The sequence below is a fragment of the Mycoplasma milvi genome, from assembly GCF_048284715.1.
Taxonomy (GTDB): Bacteria; Bacillota_I; Bacilli_A; order Mycoplasmatales; family Metamycoplasmataceae; genus Mycoplasmopsis.
On the sequence record NZ_JBLWAH010000004.1, the window covers coordinates 13,873 to 28,349 of the forward strand.

Consider the following 14,477-nt stretch of genomic DNA (forward strand, 5'->3'; position numbering starts at 1 on the left):
GAATTATCAGCATTAATTCAAGAAGCAGAAGAAAAAGGAGATAAATAGTTATGGCTGAAACAGTTAAAAAATCAACAAAACCAACAACAGCTAAAAAAGCTACTGCTCCTAAATCAGCTAAAGTAACAGTTGCTAAAGACAAAAATGCTACTAAAGCTGCATTCAAAGCTGAATTACCTGCTAAATTATTCGCAAGCGAAAAAATTTACGAACAAGCAATTTTCGACTCTATTCTTTCAGAAAGAGCTTCAAGAAGACAAGGAACACACAAAGTTAAATCACGTGCAGAAGTTTCTGGTTCAGGTAAAAAACCATGAAGACAAAAAGGTACAGGACGTGCAAGAACAAGTTCTACACGTACACCTATCTGAGTTGGTGGTGGTAGAGCATTTGGTCCTACAGCTAACAGAAACTACTCATTAAAAGTTAATAAGAAAGTTAAACTTGCTGCATTTGTATCAGCATTAACATTATTAGCACAAGACAATGCAGTATTGGTAGATGATCTTGCTTTAGAAGCAGTATCAACAAAAGCAATGGCTGCTAAATTAGCTGAATTAAACTTAAGCAACTTAAGAAACGTATTAATCGTTACTGAAAGTGAAGCAGTTTACAAATCAGCAAGAAACATTTCAAATGTTGTTTTATCAAAAGCTAACTCATTAACAGTTGAAAGATTAATCGGAGCAGATGTTATGGTTATTTCAAATGAAAGCTTAAAACTATTAGAAGGGAAAGTTAAATAATGGAATTAACAAGAGTTATCATTGCACCAGTTCTTACTGAAAAATCAGATATTCAAAGAGCTAATGGTGTTTACACTTTCAAAGTAGATTACAAAGCTAACAAACATCAAATTGCCGAAGCTATTGAAACAATTTTCAATGTAAAAGTTGAATCAGTTAGAACAATCAAAGTTGAAAAACAACCTAAAAATGTTGGACGTTTCCACGGATTTACAAACCGTTACAAGAAAGCTATGGTTACTTTAAAAGCTGGTTCAAATATGAACTACTTACCAGCTGATGAAGAAGAAGCAACATTAGTTGCTGAAGAAACTAAAGCAAAAGAAGCTGCAAAAGCCGACAAAGCTGCTAAAAGCGCTGATGTTGAAAAGAAAGCTGCTGCTAAATTAGCTGCTAAAAAATCAACAGCTACAAAAGCAACAAAAACAGTTGCTAAAAAAGCTACTACAAAACGTAAAGTTGGTGGAGAATAATAATACTCCGATGAACTTTCGGAAAACAATTTAATTTAATGGGGTTAAAAAGCTTGCTTAAAAGACAGACCCCCAACTATTTTTAAGCAAAAGGAGAAAAGACACAATGGCGATTAAACATTATAAGCCAACGACAAATGGTCGTAGAAACATGTCTTCTCTTGACTACAGAACAAACTTATCAGGTCATGCTCCAGAAAAATCACTTTTAGTGAATTTAAAAAACAATGCTGGACGTAACAACCAAGGTAAGATTACTGTTAGACATCACGGAGGGCGTGTTAAAAGATTCTACAGAATTGTAGACTTTAAACGTAACAAAGACAACATCCCTGCTATTGTTAAAACAATCGAATACGATCCAAACAGATCAGCAAATATTTGTTTATTAGCATATGCAGATGGTGAAAAAAGATACATCCTTGCTCCTAAGGGTATTAAATTAGGACAAATCGTAGTTTCAGGACCACAAGCAGATATTATGGTTGGTAACTCACTACCACTTGCAAATATTCCTGAAGGTACATTCGTACACAACATTGAAATGCAACCTGGAGGTGGAGGGGTTATAGCTCGTTCAGCTGGAACTTCTGCACAAATCTTAGGTAAAGATGAAGATGGTAAATATGTAGTGTTAAGATTAAAATCAGGTGAAACACGTCGTATTTTATCACGTTGTCGTGCAACAATTGGTGTTGTAGGAAACGAAGAACACTTACTTGTTAATGTTGGTAAAGCTGGAATCAACAGACACAAAGGTATTAGACCAACAGTACGTGGATCAGTTATGAACCCTGTAGACCACCCACATGGTGGAGGGGAAGGTAAGCAACCAGTTGGACGTAAAGCTCCACTTACACCTTGAGGTAAAAAAGCTCTTGGAGTTAAGACAAGAAAAACTAAGAAATCTTCAAATAAACTTATTTTAAGAAGAAGAAAGGATTCTAAATAATGGCACGTAGTCTTAAAAAAGGTCCATTTGCTGACGAACACTTACTTAAAAAAGTAGATGCAATCGTTGAAGGAAATGCACCAAAAAAACCAATTAAAACTTGATCAAGACGTTCTACAATCTTCCCAAGCTTCGTAGGATTAACATTCGCAGTACACAACGGAAAACAATTCTTAGAAGTTTATGTAACAGATGATATGGTAGGACACAAATTAGGAGAATTCGCACCAACAAGAACATTCTCGGGTCATGGTGCAGATAAAGGTAAGAAGAAATAATGGCACAACAAGCAAAAGCACACGTTAAATTACAAAGAGTTAGTGTTTCTAAAGCAAAATTAGTAGCAAACCTTTTCAGAGGAAAAGATGTTACAGATGCGTTAGGACTTCTACACAATGTTAACAAAAAATCAGCTCCTATTTTTATCAAGTTATTAGAATCAGCAGTTGCAAATGCTACACACAACCATGGTATGGATGCAACTAAATTATATGTAAAAGAAGTTTATGTAAATGAAGGTCCTACTCTTAAGAGATTCCAACCAAGAAGTCAAGGACGTGCTTACTCAATCTTAAAACGTACATCTAATTTATCAGTAGTATTAGAGGAGAGAAATTAATATGGGACAAAAAGTTAATCCAAATGGATTCCGTTATGGTGTTACAAAAGCACACAACTCAACATGATTTGCAGACAAAGATAACTTTGGAACATATTTAGTTGAAGATGCTAAAATCTACAAATTTTTCGATAAATTAGTACGTCAATACCAAATTGGTCAAGTAGAAGTTAAACGTAACAGAGATAATAAAGTTACAGTTGTACTTCACACAGCTAAACCAGCAGCAATTCTTGGAACAGAAGGTAAAAATGTTCAAGAATTAACAGTTCAATTACAAAAGAATTTAAAGAACAAGAACTTAAATGTAAACATTCAAGTTGTTGAACTTAAAAACCCTGATTTAAATGCAAGATTACTTGCAGAAATGATTGCTACAAAATTAGAAAACCGTGAAAGTTTCCGTTCAGCACAAAAAATTGCTATTAGAAATGCAATGCGTGCTGGAGCAAAAGGAATTAAGACATCAGTTAGTGGACGTCTTAACGGTGTTGATATGGCTCGTACAGAAGGATATTCTGAAGGTGAAATGAAATTACATACATTAAGACAAAATGTTGACTATGCTACAGCAACAGCTAGAACAACATACGGTGCTATTGGTGTTAAAGTGTGAGTATCATTAGGTGAAATTTTGGAAGGGGAAAATAAATAATGCTTCAACCAAAAAGAACAAAATACAGAAAACCATTTGTTGTTAAACACGACAAACGTAGAGCTACAAAAGGAAACACAGTAGCATTTGGTGAATTCGGATTACAAGCTACAACATCAGCATGAGTAACAGCTCGTCAAATCGAGTCAGCTCGTATTGCTGCTACACGTAGAATGGGTCGTGAAGGACAAGTTATTATCCGTATATTCCCACACTTTGCCAAAACATCTAAACCTATCGGAGTTCGTATGGGTTCAGGTAAAGGTACACCAGAATTATGATATACAGCAGTTAAAGTAGACACAATGATGTTTGAAGTTGGTGGAGTTCCAGAAGATATTGCACGTGATGCTTTACGTCTAGCTGGACACAAATTGCCTGTTAAATGAAGAATCGTTAAAAAAGAAGAAGGAGATAAATAATGCTTTACAAAGAATTAAAAGAAAAATCAGTTGAAGAATTACAAACTCTTGTAGCTCAACTTAAAGCAGAATTATTTACTTTAAGATACAGAAATGTTACAGGTGATTTAAAAGAAACACACAAAATTGCACTTATTAGAAAAGACATTGCTAAAGCTCTTACAGCTTTAAATGAAAAAAAAGGAGCTAAATAATTATGGAAAGAAACACAAGAAAAACACTTGTTGGTACAGTTGTTTCTGCTGGTAAATCAGCTAAAACAATTATTGTTGCAGTTGACACATACAAAACACACCCATTATATTCAAAACGTTTCAAATCTACAAAGAGATTTGCAGTACACGATGAAAATCAAGTTGCTCAACTAGGTGATATCGTTTTAATCATGGAAACTAGACCACTTTCAAGAACAAAACACTTTAGACTAGTTGAAGTTAAACAAGCAGCTACAGAAGGGCAAAACTAATGTTACAAGAATTATCAAAAGCAAACGTTGCTGATAACTCAGGTGCTAAAGAAATCGGAGTTATCCGTATCTTAGGTGGGTCAAGAAAGAAAGTAGCAAACATTGGTGATATTATTGTATGTTCAGTTAAAAAAGCTATTCCTAATGGGATGGTAAAAGAAGGTCAAGTTGTTAAAGCAGTTGTTGTTAGATCATCATACGGAATACACCGTGACAACGGTTCATACATTCGTTTTGACGACAACGCTGTAGTATTACTTAAGGAAGATTTAACACCACGTGGAACACGTGTATTCGGACCAGTTGCTCGTGAATTACGTGAAAAATTCCCTAAAATTGTTTCACTTGCACCAGAAGTATTATAGGATTTAAGGAAAACAAATTATGAACAAAATTAAACTTAGAAAAAATGACGAAGTAATCGTTATTGCCGGTAAAGAAAAAGGTCAAACAGGAACAATTGAAAAAGTATTACACAACGAAAACAGAGTTATTGTTAAAGGATTAAACTTTATCAAGAAACACAACAAACCTTCACAACAAAACCAAGATGGTTCAATTACAGAAAAAGAAGCTCCAATTCATGTTTCAAACGTGCAATTATTAGTAAAAAAAGCAACAAAAGACAAACCACACCAATCATCAAAATTAGGATACAAAATTGATGCTAAAGGAAACAAAGTAAGAGTAGCAAGAAAGACAGGAAAGGAAATCTAATATGCTTAAAAATGTTTATTTAGAAAAAGCAGTTCCTGCTTTAAAAGAAAAATACAATTACAAATCATCAATGGAAGTTCCTAGAATTGAAAAAGTTGTATTAAACATGACTGCTGGAAAAGAAATTAATAATTCAAAAGCAATCGAAGAAGTTTTAAATGAATTAACATTAATTTCATCACAAAAACCATATCAAACAACAGCTAAAAAATCAAACGCTTCATGAAAATTACGTGAAGGAATGCCTATGGGTGGAAAAGTTACACTTCGTAGAGACAGAATGTGAGATTTCTTAGACAAATTAATTAACGTGGCAATGCCTCGTATTCGTGACTTCCGTGGTGCAAATCCTAAAGCATTTGACGGAAGAGGAAACTACAACCTTGGAATTAAGGAAGAAATCATCTTCCCAGAAATCGAATTTGACAAAATTCGTAGAATCAAAGGACTAGACGTTATTATTGTAACAAACGCAAAAACTGATGCAGAAGCAAGAACATTACTTGAATCAATCGGTGTACCATTTGACAAAAAAGGAGCTAAATAATGGCTAGAAAAGCATTAATCGAGAAAGCAAAACGTCAACCAAAATTCTCATCACGTGCATACACACGTTGTGAATTATGTGGACGTCCACACTCAGTATTAAGAAAATATAAAGTATGTCGTATCTGTTTTAGAAATCTTGCTCACGAAGGTAAGATTCCAGGTATGAAGAAAGCGAGTTGATAATTATGTTTATTACAGATCCAATTGCAGATTTAGTTGTTCGTATTAAGAACGCTAACATTAGAAAACATAAAACAGTTACAATTCCTTATTCAAAGCAAAAAGAAGCTATCGTTAAGCTTATTTTAGATGAAGGGTACATTGCATCATACGCAGTCGAAGGTGAAGGCGTAGATAAAAATATTGTTGTTACATTAAAATACAAGAAAAATAAATCAGCTATCGTTGACTTTAAGAGAGTTTCAAAACCAGGTCTTAGAGTTTACGTTAAAGCCGAAGAAATTCCAAGTGTTATTTCAGGATTTGGTACAGTTATTATTTCTACATCAAAAGGACTTATGACAGGAAAAGAAGCTAGAAAGGAAAATGTAGGTGGTGAAGTTATCGCTTACATTTGATAATAGGTAATTAGTATGTCTCGTGTTGGAAATCGTGTTATCAACGTTCCTGCTGGAACAACTATTACTGTTGAAGGAAACAAAGTTACTGTTTCTGGAAAACACGGATCTCTTGTTAGAGAATTCAGTCCTTTAATCACAATCAATGTAGAAAACAACCAAGTTACAACAGTTCGTGCAAACGAAGAAAAACACACCAAACAATTACACGGTACAACAAACTCATTAATTTCAAACATGATCAAAGGAGTTACAGAAGGATTCCAAATCGACCTTGAAATTAAAGGGGTTGGGTACAAAGCTGAACTTAGAGGAAATGAAATCGTTGTTAATGCTGGATATTCACACCCAGTATCTAAAAAGATACCAGCTGAATTAAAGGTTACAGTTGCTAAACCAACAGAAATTTCTGTATTCGGAAACGATAAAGAAATCGTTGGACAATTTGCTGCTGTAGTTAGAGCTATTAGAAAACCTAATGTTTACTCAGGTAAAGGTATTTCATACAAAGGCGAAAAAATTAGACGTAAAGAAGGGAAAACAGCTTCTAAATAATTTAGAGGTTGTTAGGTTACAATTATGAAAGCAAAATCAAGAAACGCAGCTAGAAAAGTTAAACATGTTCGTTTACGTCAACACATTAGTGGTACAGCTTTAAGACCACGTTTAAATGTGTTTAAATCACACCAAAACTTTTACGCTCAAGTTATTGATGACACTAAAGGTGTTACATTATTATCAGCTACAACACTTCAAAAAGGTGTTTATGCAGGTAACATTGCATCAGCAGCTGAATTAGGTAAAAGAATGGGTCAAGAAATGGTTAAATTAGGTATCAAAGAAGTTGTATTTGATCGTGGTGGATACCTATACCACGGTAGAGTAAAAGCTTTTGCAGACGCAGTTAGAGAACAAGGAGTTAAATTCTAATTATGGAAAACAATAAAGAAGTTAAAGCAACAGAAGTTGCAGGTACACAAGAAGTTGTAGCTAAAAGAGCTCCTAGAGCTCCAAGAAAAGCTAATGAAGCAGAACAACAACGTCCACGTCGTAACGCTGGTGCAGCTAGAAAACCACGTGCACAAAGATTCGAATCAGAATTTAGTGAAAAAGTTGTTGACATCGCTCGTGTTACAAAAGTTGTTAAAGGTGGAAGAAGATTTAGTTTCTCAGCATTCGTTGTTGTAGGAAACAAAAAGGGTCTAGTAGGATTTGGACACGGTAAGGCTAACGAAGTTCCAGATGCTATTAGAAAAGCTATCAAAGACGCTCAAAACAACCTTGTATCAGTTCCAGTTGTAAATGGAACATTACCACACGAAATCGATGCTAAATTCTTAGCTTCACGTGTATTATTAAAACCAGCTCCTAAAGGAAAAGGACTTATCGCTTCAGGTACAGTTCGTGCAGTTGTAGAACTAGCTGGTTACACAGACATCGTAACAAAAACATACGGGTCACGTTCAAAATCTAACGTAGTTAAAGCAACAGTAAAAGCATTACAAAACTTAAGAACAGTTGAAGAAATTGCAGAAATCAGAGATAAACAAGTAAAGGATTTTCAATAAGATATGGCTATAAAATTAAATAATTTAAAATTTTCTGAAGGTTCAAGACCTGACAAGCACCGTAAAGGTAGAGGTCATGCAGCTGGTAAAGGTAAACAAGCTGGTAAAGGACAATCAGGACAAAACAAACGTAAAGGTCACAGACTAGGATTCGAAGGGGGACAAACTCCTTGATTCCGTAGAATTGGTAAACGTGGATTTACAAACGTTAACCACATTGAATATCAAATTATCAACTTATCTGACTTAGAAGCAAAATTCAACGATGGTGACACAATCACATTAGAAACATTATTTGATACAAACTTAATCAAAAGACAAATGCCTGTTAAACTTTTAGGTAATGGTGAATTAACAAAGAAATTAACAATCTATGTTCACAAGGCTTCTGCTTCTGCTAAAGAAGCATTCGCTAAAGTTGGTGGAACAATCAACGAACTATAATAATCATTTCAAGCCAAGCAAAAGCTTGGTTTTTTATTTTAAAATAACGCGCGAGATTGTGTATAATAAAAAGAAATTAACGAGGTAATATGATCACAGTAATTAATCACCCTTTGATTAATATCAAACTTACAAAAATGCGCCAAGAAAACACTACACATAGCGAATTTAGAAGCAATTTAAATGAGATTGCATCTTTGATGGTGTATGAAATCATGCGCAATTATCAGCCTAGAAATATTAAAATTACCACTGCACTTAAAAGTGAATATATTGGCTATGCTTATGATAAAGAAATAGTTATTATTCCTATTTTACGAGCTGGGCTTGGAATGGTTGATGGGATTGTGAATTTAATCCCTCAAGCCAGAGTTGGACACATTGGAATGTACCGTAATGAAGGGACTGAACAAGTAACTGAATACTTTTATAAGATTCCAAATGTAAGCCTGGATAGCAAAATGATAGTTGTTGATCCTATGCTAGCTACTGGAACATCAGCTTCAGATGCAATTACTAAACTAGAATCACAAGGTTTTAAAGACATTACTCTAGTTTGTTTAGTAGGAGTTGAAAAAGGTATTAAGAAAATTCAATCAATGCACCCAAATGTTGATATCTTTTTAGCTGCACAAGATGATTACTTAGATGAAAACAATTATATTAGACCTGGACTTGGGGATGCTGGAGATCGCATCTTTGGTACAAAATAAAAAAATAAAAAAATTCTATATTTTTTAAAAAGTTGCTATATAATAATATAGCAATTCAAATGGGGGGATAGCAAAGCGGCCAAATGCGGGTGGCTGTAACCCACTTTCTTAGGATTCGGGGGTTCGAATCCCTCTCCCCCCACCATTAATTGCCCCATAGCCAAGCGGTAAGGCAGCGGGTTTTGGTTCCGCGATGCGTTAGTTCGAATCTAACTGGGGCAGCCATATCACCTTGAAAAAAGGTGTTTTTTTATGCAATTTTAAAACAAAAATAAGGGTTTTTGTTTTATAATATACCTGATTATGAAAATAGATAGAAAATTAGAAAAAATTACTCCATTAGAACAAGATTTCTCACAATGATATACAGATGTTGTCCAAAACGGAAAATTAATGATGTATGGTCCTGCAAAAGGAACAATGATTTTATTACCAAATGCTTATGGTATTTGAGAATTAATCCAAGCTGGATTAAATGAAGCTTTTAAAGAAAAAGGTGTGCAAAATGTAAACCTACCTCTTTTAATTCCAGAATCATTATTTAATAAAGAAAAAGAACACATAGAAGGATTTAATCCTGAGCTAGTTACTGTTACTATGGTGGGTGATAAAAAGTTAGATGAAAAACTTTTTGTACGTCCTACTTCTGAAGTATTATTTGCTCATTTATATAAAAATTCTATTAATTCATATAAGGACCTTCCAATTATATATAACCAATGAGTAAATGTTGTTAGATGAGAAAAAACAACTAGACCTTTTTTAAGATCTCGTGAATTCCTATGACAAGAAGGTCACACAGTTCATGCTGATCCTAAAGAAGCACGCGCATTAACAAAGGATATGATTAAACTATATGCTAAATTCTTAAAAAAATATTTAGCTATACCAACAATTATTGGGAAGAAAACTCCTAATGAAAAATTTGCTGGAGCATGTACTACATGAACAATTGAAGCTATGATGAAAGACGGGCAAGCATTACAAGCTGGAACTAGTCACTATTTAGCTCAAAACTTTTCAAAACCATTTGAAATCACATTTAAAAACGAAGATAATGAATTTGATTATGCATATCAAACATCATGAGGTGTTACTACAAGATTAATTGGTGCACTTATCATGACACATGGTGACAATCGTGGTATCATTATTCCACCTTTTGTTGCGCCAGTACAAGTAGACATATTAGAACTATTTGCAAATAAAGAACCAAAAGTATCACAAGTTGCGCAAGAACTATATAAAAACCTATCAAGAAAATATCGTGTTAGATTAGATAGTTCAGATAAAAATCCCGGATTTAAAGCTTCTAACTCAGAAATCCAAGGTGTTCCTGTGAGAATTGAGATTGGGCCTAAAGATGTTGAAAACGATTGTGTTACTATAGTTCGTAGAGATACTCTTGAAAAAGTTCAAGTTAAAATCGCTGATGTTAAAAAACATATTAATAAGTTACTAACAGATATTCATGACAATTTATATGAACAAGCTGAACAAAGACTTATTCATAATAGAGTATATGTTTACAATTATGATGACTTTAAATTTGAGATTGCAAATCACAAATTTGTTGTGGCTCCATTTTGCTGTGGCGGTGAAGTAGAACAAAAAATTAAAGATGAAACAGGTGCAACAGCAAGATGTATTCCAATGTCACTTAACAAACCAAATAAAAATGTTAAATGTATTAATCCAGAATGCAATAATGAAACAAATCGTTATGTAGTTTTTGCTAAAGCATATTAATGAAAGTGGCTTTTTTGCTACTTTTTTTTGATCAAATTTACATTTAGGGCCAAAAACTGCTCGTTTTTTAGTAAAAATCATTAAAAATTGCCTAAATAAAAAAATTTTTCGAAAAAAAACATGCAAAAAATAAAAAAATTAATGTATTAAGTGAGAAAGGAGAATTATGGACAAAAAAGAAAAGACCCATAAAGCGACTTTAGCTCGTGGCTATAAAGAAGTTATTAAGAATCTTAATGCTGCGCTAGATAAAGAAGCTCAAGATATAAAAGAATATGCTAAAACGGGTAATATTGATGCTTTAAAGAATATTTATGACTCAAATGGTCTTAATTTAAAAAGTCTTTATGATGCAATAGAAAATGTAATTAAATATATTATTACAGCTCATAAAGAAACAGAGTCAAAAAATAAGAAGAGATTAGCATTGTTGTGAATTCAATATATGACTACAAAAGATGAACAAATTAAAGAAACCATTGACGAAATGGAACAAGGACTAAAAAGAACCAACAGCATTTTTAGTTATATCTTGGCAATGATGAGTGCTGAAAACTCATGAATCATACATAAAACATATATTGATCCTGAGACAAAAGACAATAAGCATTGATATCTCGAACATTTCTCAAAAACTACGTTTTACAAAAAGAAGCATAGTGCTATATTAGAGTTTGGAAAATTTCTCTTGCAATTAGATTATGATTAATATAGATTACATTAATCAAAATGATACCTATATAGTTAATGAAAGACGGATTAAAGTTAATACGTTAGTTTCTGATCAAGCTATAAGTGGTTTTAATGCAAGATTTGCAGTAACAATAGATCGAATTGCGTCAAATGGCTTAGCGGATATAACATTCGGGTTTGAAGATAGCCTATACGAGTGGCGTAAAGATTTAATTAATAGTACCGATGTTAATACATTAATCGCAGAGAGTATAATCCCTCCTAATGTAGTAAAGTTGATTAGGGACAGTATCATTAAGCATAGTCTTGACGTTCATGCCTCAGTCTACATAAATAAAAAATTATTCGTGGAATTTAGCACATATAATGGTACATTTAAAAAACAAGTCAAACGTGTTCCGTATTCCACGTTAAATCAAAAATTCAGTGATGTTGATAATATAGTCATCCAATTTTGAACTGAAAAAGCTTTTAGTGACCAGAGAACCTTATTAAAAGAATATCAGTTAATTCTAGAAAAAGATAAAAACGAGAAAATTGTAATTAACCCTTATTCAAATACAGCAAAACTAAAGGTTCCATTTTCATATAATATAAATTTTGAAAGTAACAAGAAATATTGGAAAGAATTGTATTATCACAATATTATTCTAAATTTTGAGCAATTAGATAATAAAGGATATCACAACAATATTATTTCAGGTTACGAATATAATGATAAAAAGCTGCTACGATTTCCTGGTGAGTTAAATTTTAATGAGTATATCCCGATAACATTTGACTCAATACTATTAACTCAGTTTAATGGTGAAAAAATCAAACTTTCAACACAAAATGAATACAAAAACAACATTATGTTAAATAATGACATATATTACAAAACAGGCATAGCATATAATGCTCACTTGGCTGAGCTGATATATACAAATGAAGTGGAACAAACAATAACGAAAAGCAATCTATCTCAAGGATCGTACGCACTTAAAATACCATATAAGTATGATGGAACATTTGACGTAATATATGACATTGATTATGCCTACGGAAAAATACAAGCAATTAAAAACTTTAATGTTGTAGGAACAAATGAACATGATGAACAATTTAACAAGAAATTGAAGATAATTGAAATAGAACCTCAAAAGGAAATTAAATATAAATATCTTATTAATTTAGAAGCAGACTATATAAATGTGATAAGTGATGAATTTAAAATACAGGACTATTTAATAATTGAAGAAAACAAAAAACGTAAGCGTTTGAATTAAACCATTTCTTTTGGTTGCTATTTTAATTGGTGTAGCTAGTTTGATTGGCACAAGTAGTTATTATATTTATTCTTGAAAAATTAATAAAACCACAAAAAGTGATGGTGAATCGCTAGACAGTTCTATATATAAGGATAAAAGACACTTTTCTCAATATAAAAAAGAAAATTTTATACCCAACTTAGAGCCAAGATTTTTTGAGAAGTTTGTAAAAACAGATCAAAAAAATAACAAATTTATGGATGAGACTGTTATTCAAGAAATTGTAAAAGATGTAGTAAGAAGGTTAAGAAAAAATGATGGTAAGCTTTATTTTGATTATAAATTACTATCACAAAAACATGCCATTATAGACTTCTTATATATTGCAAAAAATAAAACATCAATGGATGAAAAATCTTTTGAGATTCTTATTGATTAGCTATAATATAAATATGGACAATAAAAAAGAAATCATTTTATTAGAGTTAAAAAAGCTATCAAAGAAAAAGAACATTTCAGAAGAAGATAATATTAAAGAAATAGGAATTGATTCTTTAGATTTAGCTGAACTTTTATTTGAAGCAGAAGCTAAATTTGGTATCGAGATTTCTGATGAACAATTAAGAAATGTTGAAACTGTAAAGGATATAATTTCTATTTTTTCTAATTAATTTTTATAGTATAATTCTAATGCGCTAGGAGTATAGTTCAACGGTAGAACAACGGGCTTCAACCCCGTGTGTTGTGGGTTCGAATCCTGCTACTCCTGCCATTTTTTTATACTCTTTTTTTGATAATAAAGTAAAATTATTACACATATGAAAGAAAACAAATTAAAATTCGGTGTTTTAGGAACTGGAGCATTTGGTTCTGCACTTGCAAACATACTGGTAGAAAACGGAAACAAAGTTGTAATGTATGGAATTTCAGAATCTGAAATTGCAGATATCAATAATGGGCTTAACTCAAAATATTTTGGTGAAGTAAAATTCAGCAATCCTGAGTTAATTTCAGCAACAGATAATCTAGACTTCTTCTTAGATCAAATTGATACAGCCATTCTTGCTGTGCCTTCTGTTGCAGTTGGTTCTTTACTAACAAATGTATCCACAATTCTAGGCAACAGAAAGATTAATTTAATTAATTTATCAAAAGGCCTAGAACCAAATACAAAACAATTTTTCTCGCAATATATTAAAGAAAATTATGGAGACAATATTGCTAACTTTTCATCAATAATGGGGCCTTCATTTGCTGCTGAGGTTTTTGCTGGCAAGCTAACTATGGTAAACATTGTTGGGGTAAATTTAGAATTCAATACAAAGATAGCTCAATATTTCAATAATTCACATTTCTACGTAAAGCCATTTAGTGAAATTAAAGGAGCAGAACTATTTTCTGCATTTAAAAATGTTTTAGCCATTGGACTCGGAATAACTTCGGTTTTATATCCGGGTCAAAATTCTCATGCAGGATTACTAACTATGGGAACAGGAGAAATATTTAATGTTTATAAAGCTATGTATCCACATGGTGAAAATACAATAGGTTATAATTTTTCATCATTCGGTGATATCTTTTTAACATGTTCATCACCTTCAAGCCGCAACTTTTCATTTGGAGCTAAAATAGCTGAAGTAGGAGTTAATAAAGCTCTAGCAGAGCAACAGCTTACTATTGAAGGGTATGATACAGCAAAGACATTACAAAAACTAATTGCTGAGTATCAAATTGCTAATATACCATTCTTACAAAACATTATTAGCATTTTATTTGAAGGGAAATCGGAGCAAGATATATTAGATTTTTTTAAACCTAAACAATTCTAAAAAAACTAAAAACAATGTAAAATATAGGTATTAATATTTAAAGTACATTAATAG

At 32.4% G+C, this 14,477-nt stretch carries 25 protein-coding genes and 3 tRNA genes; all 28 read left to right on the plus strand.

The window, feature by feature from the left end:
* The first annotated feature begins 50 nt into the window (after window positions 1-50).
* The 28 genes from rplD (at window position 51) to ACNQ13_RS02415 (ending at window position 14,423) form a co-directional block, all read left to right on the plus strand.
* Window positions 51-746 carry a 50S ribosomal protein L4 gene (gene rplD, locus ACNQ13_RS02280; RefSeq protein WP_416741777.1) on the plus strand — a complete coding sequence of 232 codons (696 nt, stop codon included), beginning with the start codon at window positions 51-53 and terminating at the stop codon, window positions 744-746.
* On the plus strand, window positions 746-1,219 hold the full coding sequence (rplW, locus tag ACNQ13_RS02285; RefSeq protein ID WP_416741778.1) for a 50S ribosomal protein L23: 474 nt from the start codon (window positions 746-748) through the stop codon (window positions 1,217-1,219). Before rplD ends, rplW begins: the two co-directional genes overlap by 1 nt.
* 106 nt (window positions 1,220-1,325) lie before the next feature.
* Window positions 1,326-2,171: a 50S ribosomal protein L2 gene (gene rplB, locus ACNQ13_RS02290; protein WP_416741779.1), complete on the plus strand. Its 846-nt coding sequence runs from the start codon at window positions 1,326-1,328 to the stop codon at window positions 2,169-2,171.
* A complete protein-coding gene (rpsS, locus tag ACNQ13_RS02295) occupies window positions 2,171-2,449 on the plus strand; it encodes a 30S ribosomal protein S19 (RefSeq protein WP_416738616.1) in 279 nt (92 codons plus the stop codon). Before rplB ends, rpsS begins: the two co-directional genes overlap by 1 nt.
* Window positions 2,449-2,790, plus strand: coding sequence for a 50S ribosomal protein L22 (gene rplV / locus ACNQ13_RS02300; RefSeq protein WP_416741780.1), 342 nt, complete (start codon window positions 2,449-2,451; stop codon window positions 2,788-2,790). Before rpsS ends, rplV begins: the two co-directional genes overlap by 1 nt.
* Window position 2,791: 1 nt before the next feature.
* Window positions 2,792-3,445 (plus strand): 30S ribosomal protein S3, encoded by a 654-nt coding sequence (rpsC, locus tag ACNQ13_RS02305; protein WP_416741781.1) that lies wholly within the window; start codon window positions 2,792-2,794, stop codon window positions 3,443-3,445.
* Window positions 3,445-3,867: a 50S ribosomal protein L16 gene (rplP, locus tag ACNQ13_RS02310; RefSeq protein ID WP_416741782.1), complete on the plus strand. Its 423-nt coding sequence runs from the start codon at window positions 3,445-3,447 to the stop codon at window positions 3,865-3,867. The genes rpsC and rplP overlap by 1 nt, the downstream gene beginning before the upstream one ends.
* Window positions 3,867-4,061 (plus strand): 50S ribosomal protein L29, encoded by a 195-nt coding sequence (gene rpmC / locus ACNQ13_RS02315; RefSeq protein ID WP_416741783.1) that lies wholly within the window; start codon window positions 3,867-3,869, stop codon window positions 4,059-4,061. The genes rplP and rpmC overlap by 1 nt, the downstream gene beginning before the upstream one ends.
* Before the next feature lie 2 nt (window positions 4,062-4,063).
* Window positions 4,064-4,333: a 30S ribosomal protein S17 gene (rpsQ, locus tag ACNQ13_RS02320; RefSeq protein WP_416741784.1), complete on the plus strand. Its 270-nt coding sequence runs from the start codon at window positions 4,064-4,066 to the stop codon at window positions 4,331-4,333.
* Window positions 4,333-4,698, plus strand: a complete 366-nt coding sequence (gene rplN, locus ACNQ13_RS02325) for a 50S ribosomal protein L14 (RefSeq protein ID WP_416741785.1) — start codon at window positions 4,333-4,335, stop codon at window positions 4,696-4,698. The genes rpsQ and rplN overlap by 1 nt, the downstream gene beginning before the upstream one ends.
* Window positions 4,699-4,717: 19 nt before the next feature.
* Window positions 4,718-5,050 carry a 50S ribosomal protein L24 gene (gene rplX, locus ACNQ13_RS02330; RefSeq protein WP_416741786.1) on the plus strand — a complete coding sequence of 111 codons (333 nt, stop codon included), beginning with the start codon at window positions 4,718-4,720 and terminating at the stop codon, window positions 5,048-5,050.
* Window position 5,051: 1 nt separating this feature from the next.
* The gene (gene rplE / locus ACNQ13_RS02335; protein ID WP_416741787.1) at window positions 5,052-5,597 is read left to right on the plus strand and encodes a 50S ribosomal protein L5; all 546 of its coding nucleotides are present in this window, start codon (window positions 5,052-5,054) and stop codon (window positions 5,595-5,597) included.
* Entirely contained in the window at window positions 5,597-5,782 is a 186-nt protein-coding gene (locus ACNQ13_RS02340) for a type Z 30S ribosomal protein S14 (protein ID WP_416738625.1), read from the plus strand. Before rplE ends, ACNQ13_RS02340 begins: the two co-directional genes overlap by 1 nt.
* Before the next feature lie 2 nt (window positions 5,783-5,784).
* Window positions 5,785-6,180, plus strand: a complete 396-nt coding sequence (gene rpsH / locus ACNQ13_RS02345) for a 30S ribosomal protein S8 (RefSeq protein WP_416741788.1) — start codon at window positions 5,785-5,787, stop codon at window positions 6,178-6,180.
* A 12-nt stretch (window positions 6,181-6,192) separates the two neighbouring features.
* Window positions 6,193-6,732, plus strand: coding sequence for a 50S ribosomal protein L6 (rplF, locus tag ACNQ13_RS02350; RefSeq protein ID WP_416741789.1), 540 nt, complete (start codon window positions 6,193-6,195; stop codon window positions 6,730-6,732).
* Window positions 6,733-6,756: 24 nt separating this feature from the next.
* A complete protein-coding gene (gene rplR, locus ACNQ13_RS02355; protein ID WP_416741790.1) occupies window positions 6,757-7,107 on the plus strand; it encodes a 50S ribosomal protein L18 in 351 nt (116 codons plus the stop codon).
* A gap of 2 nt (window positions 7,108-7,109) precedes the next feature.
* A complete protein-coding gene (gene rpsE, locus ACNQ13_RS02360; protein WP_416741791.1) occupies window positions 7,110-7,745 on the plus strand; it encodes a 30S ribosomal protein S5 in 636 nt (211 codons plus the stop codon).
* A gap of 3 nt (window positions 7,746-7,748) precedes the next feature.
* Window positions 7,749-8,189 (plus strand): 50S ribosomal protein L15, encoded by a 441-nt coding sequence (gene rplO / locus ACNQ13_RS02365; RefSeq protein WP_474623435.1) that lies wholly within the window; start codon window positions 7,749-7,751, stop codon window positions 8,187-8,189.
* 89 nt (window positions 8,190-8,278) lie between these two features.
* Window positions 8,279-8,902 (plus strand): uracil phosphoribosyltransferase, encoded by a 624-nt coding sequence (gene upp / locus ACNQ13_RS02370; RefSeq protein WP_416741792.1) that lies wholly within the window; start codon window positions 8,279-8,281, stop codon window positions 8,900-8,902.
* A gap of 61 nt (window positions 8,903-8,963) precedes the next feature.
* Window positions 8,964-9,047, plus strand: a tRNA-Tyr gene (locus tag ACNQ13_RS02375).
* A 5-nt stretch (window positions 9,048-9,052) separates the two neighbouring features.
* Window positions 9,053-9,127: transfer RNA gene (locus ACNQ13_RS02380), tRNA-Gln, on the plus strand.
* Between the two features lie 78 nt (window positions 9,128-9,205).
* Window positions 9,206-10,651, plus strand: a complete 1,446-nt coding sequence (gene proS, locus ACNQ13_RS02385; RefSeq protein WP_416741793.1) for a proline--tRNA ligase — start codon at window positions 9,206-9,208, stop codon at window positions 10,649-10,651.
* Between the two features lie 166 nt (window positions 10,652-10,817).
* On the plus strand, window positions 10,818-11,360 hold the full coding sequence (locus ACNQ13_RS02390) for an MG284/MPN403 family protein (RefSeq protein ID WP_418035581.1): 543 nt from the start codon (window positions 10,818-10,820) through the stop codon (window positions 11,358-11,360).
* Window positions 11,353-12,612 (plus strand): MHO_1580 family protein, encoded by a 1,260-nt coding sequence (locus ACNQ13_RS02395; protein WP_418027884.1) that lies wholly within the window; start codon window positions 11,353-11,355, stop codon window positions 12,610-12,612. The genes ACNQ13_RS02390 and ACNQ13_RS02395 overlap by 8 nt, the downstream gene beginning before the upstream one ends.
* Window positions 12,578-13,033 carry an MHO_1590 family protein gene (locus ACNQ13_RS02400; RefSeq protein WP_416741796.1) on the plus strand — a complete coding sequence of 152 codons (456 nt, stop codon included), beginning with the start codon at window positions 12,578-12,580 and terminating at the stop codon, window positions 13,031-13,033. The genes ACNQ13_RS02395 and ACNQ13_RS02400 overlap by 35 nt, the downstream gene beginning before the upstream one ends.
* A gap of 13 nt (window positions 13,034-13,046) precedes the next feature.
* Window positions 13,047-13,265, plus strand: a complete 219-nt coding sequence (locus ACNQ13_RS02405; protein ID WP_418018813.1) for an acyl carrier protein — start codon at window positions 13,047-13,049, stop codon at window positions 13,263-13,265.
* 26 nt (window positions 13,266-13,291) lie between these two features.
* A tRNA-Trp gene (locus ACNQ13_RS02410) sits at window positions 13,292-13,366 on the plus strand.
* A gap of 46 nt (window positions 13,367-13,412) precedes the next feature.
* Window positions 13,413-14,423 carry an NAD(P)H-dependent glycerol-3-phosphate dehydrogenase gene (locus ACNQ13_RS02415; protein WP_416741798.1) on the plus strand — a complete coding sequence of 337 codons (1,011 nt, stop codon included), beginning with the start codon at window positions 13,413-13,415 and terminating at the stop codon, window positions 14,421-14,423.
* Window positions 14,424-14,477 lie beyond the last annotated feature (54 nt).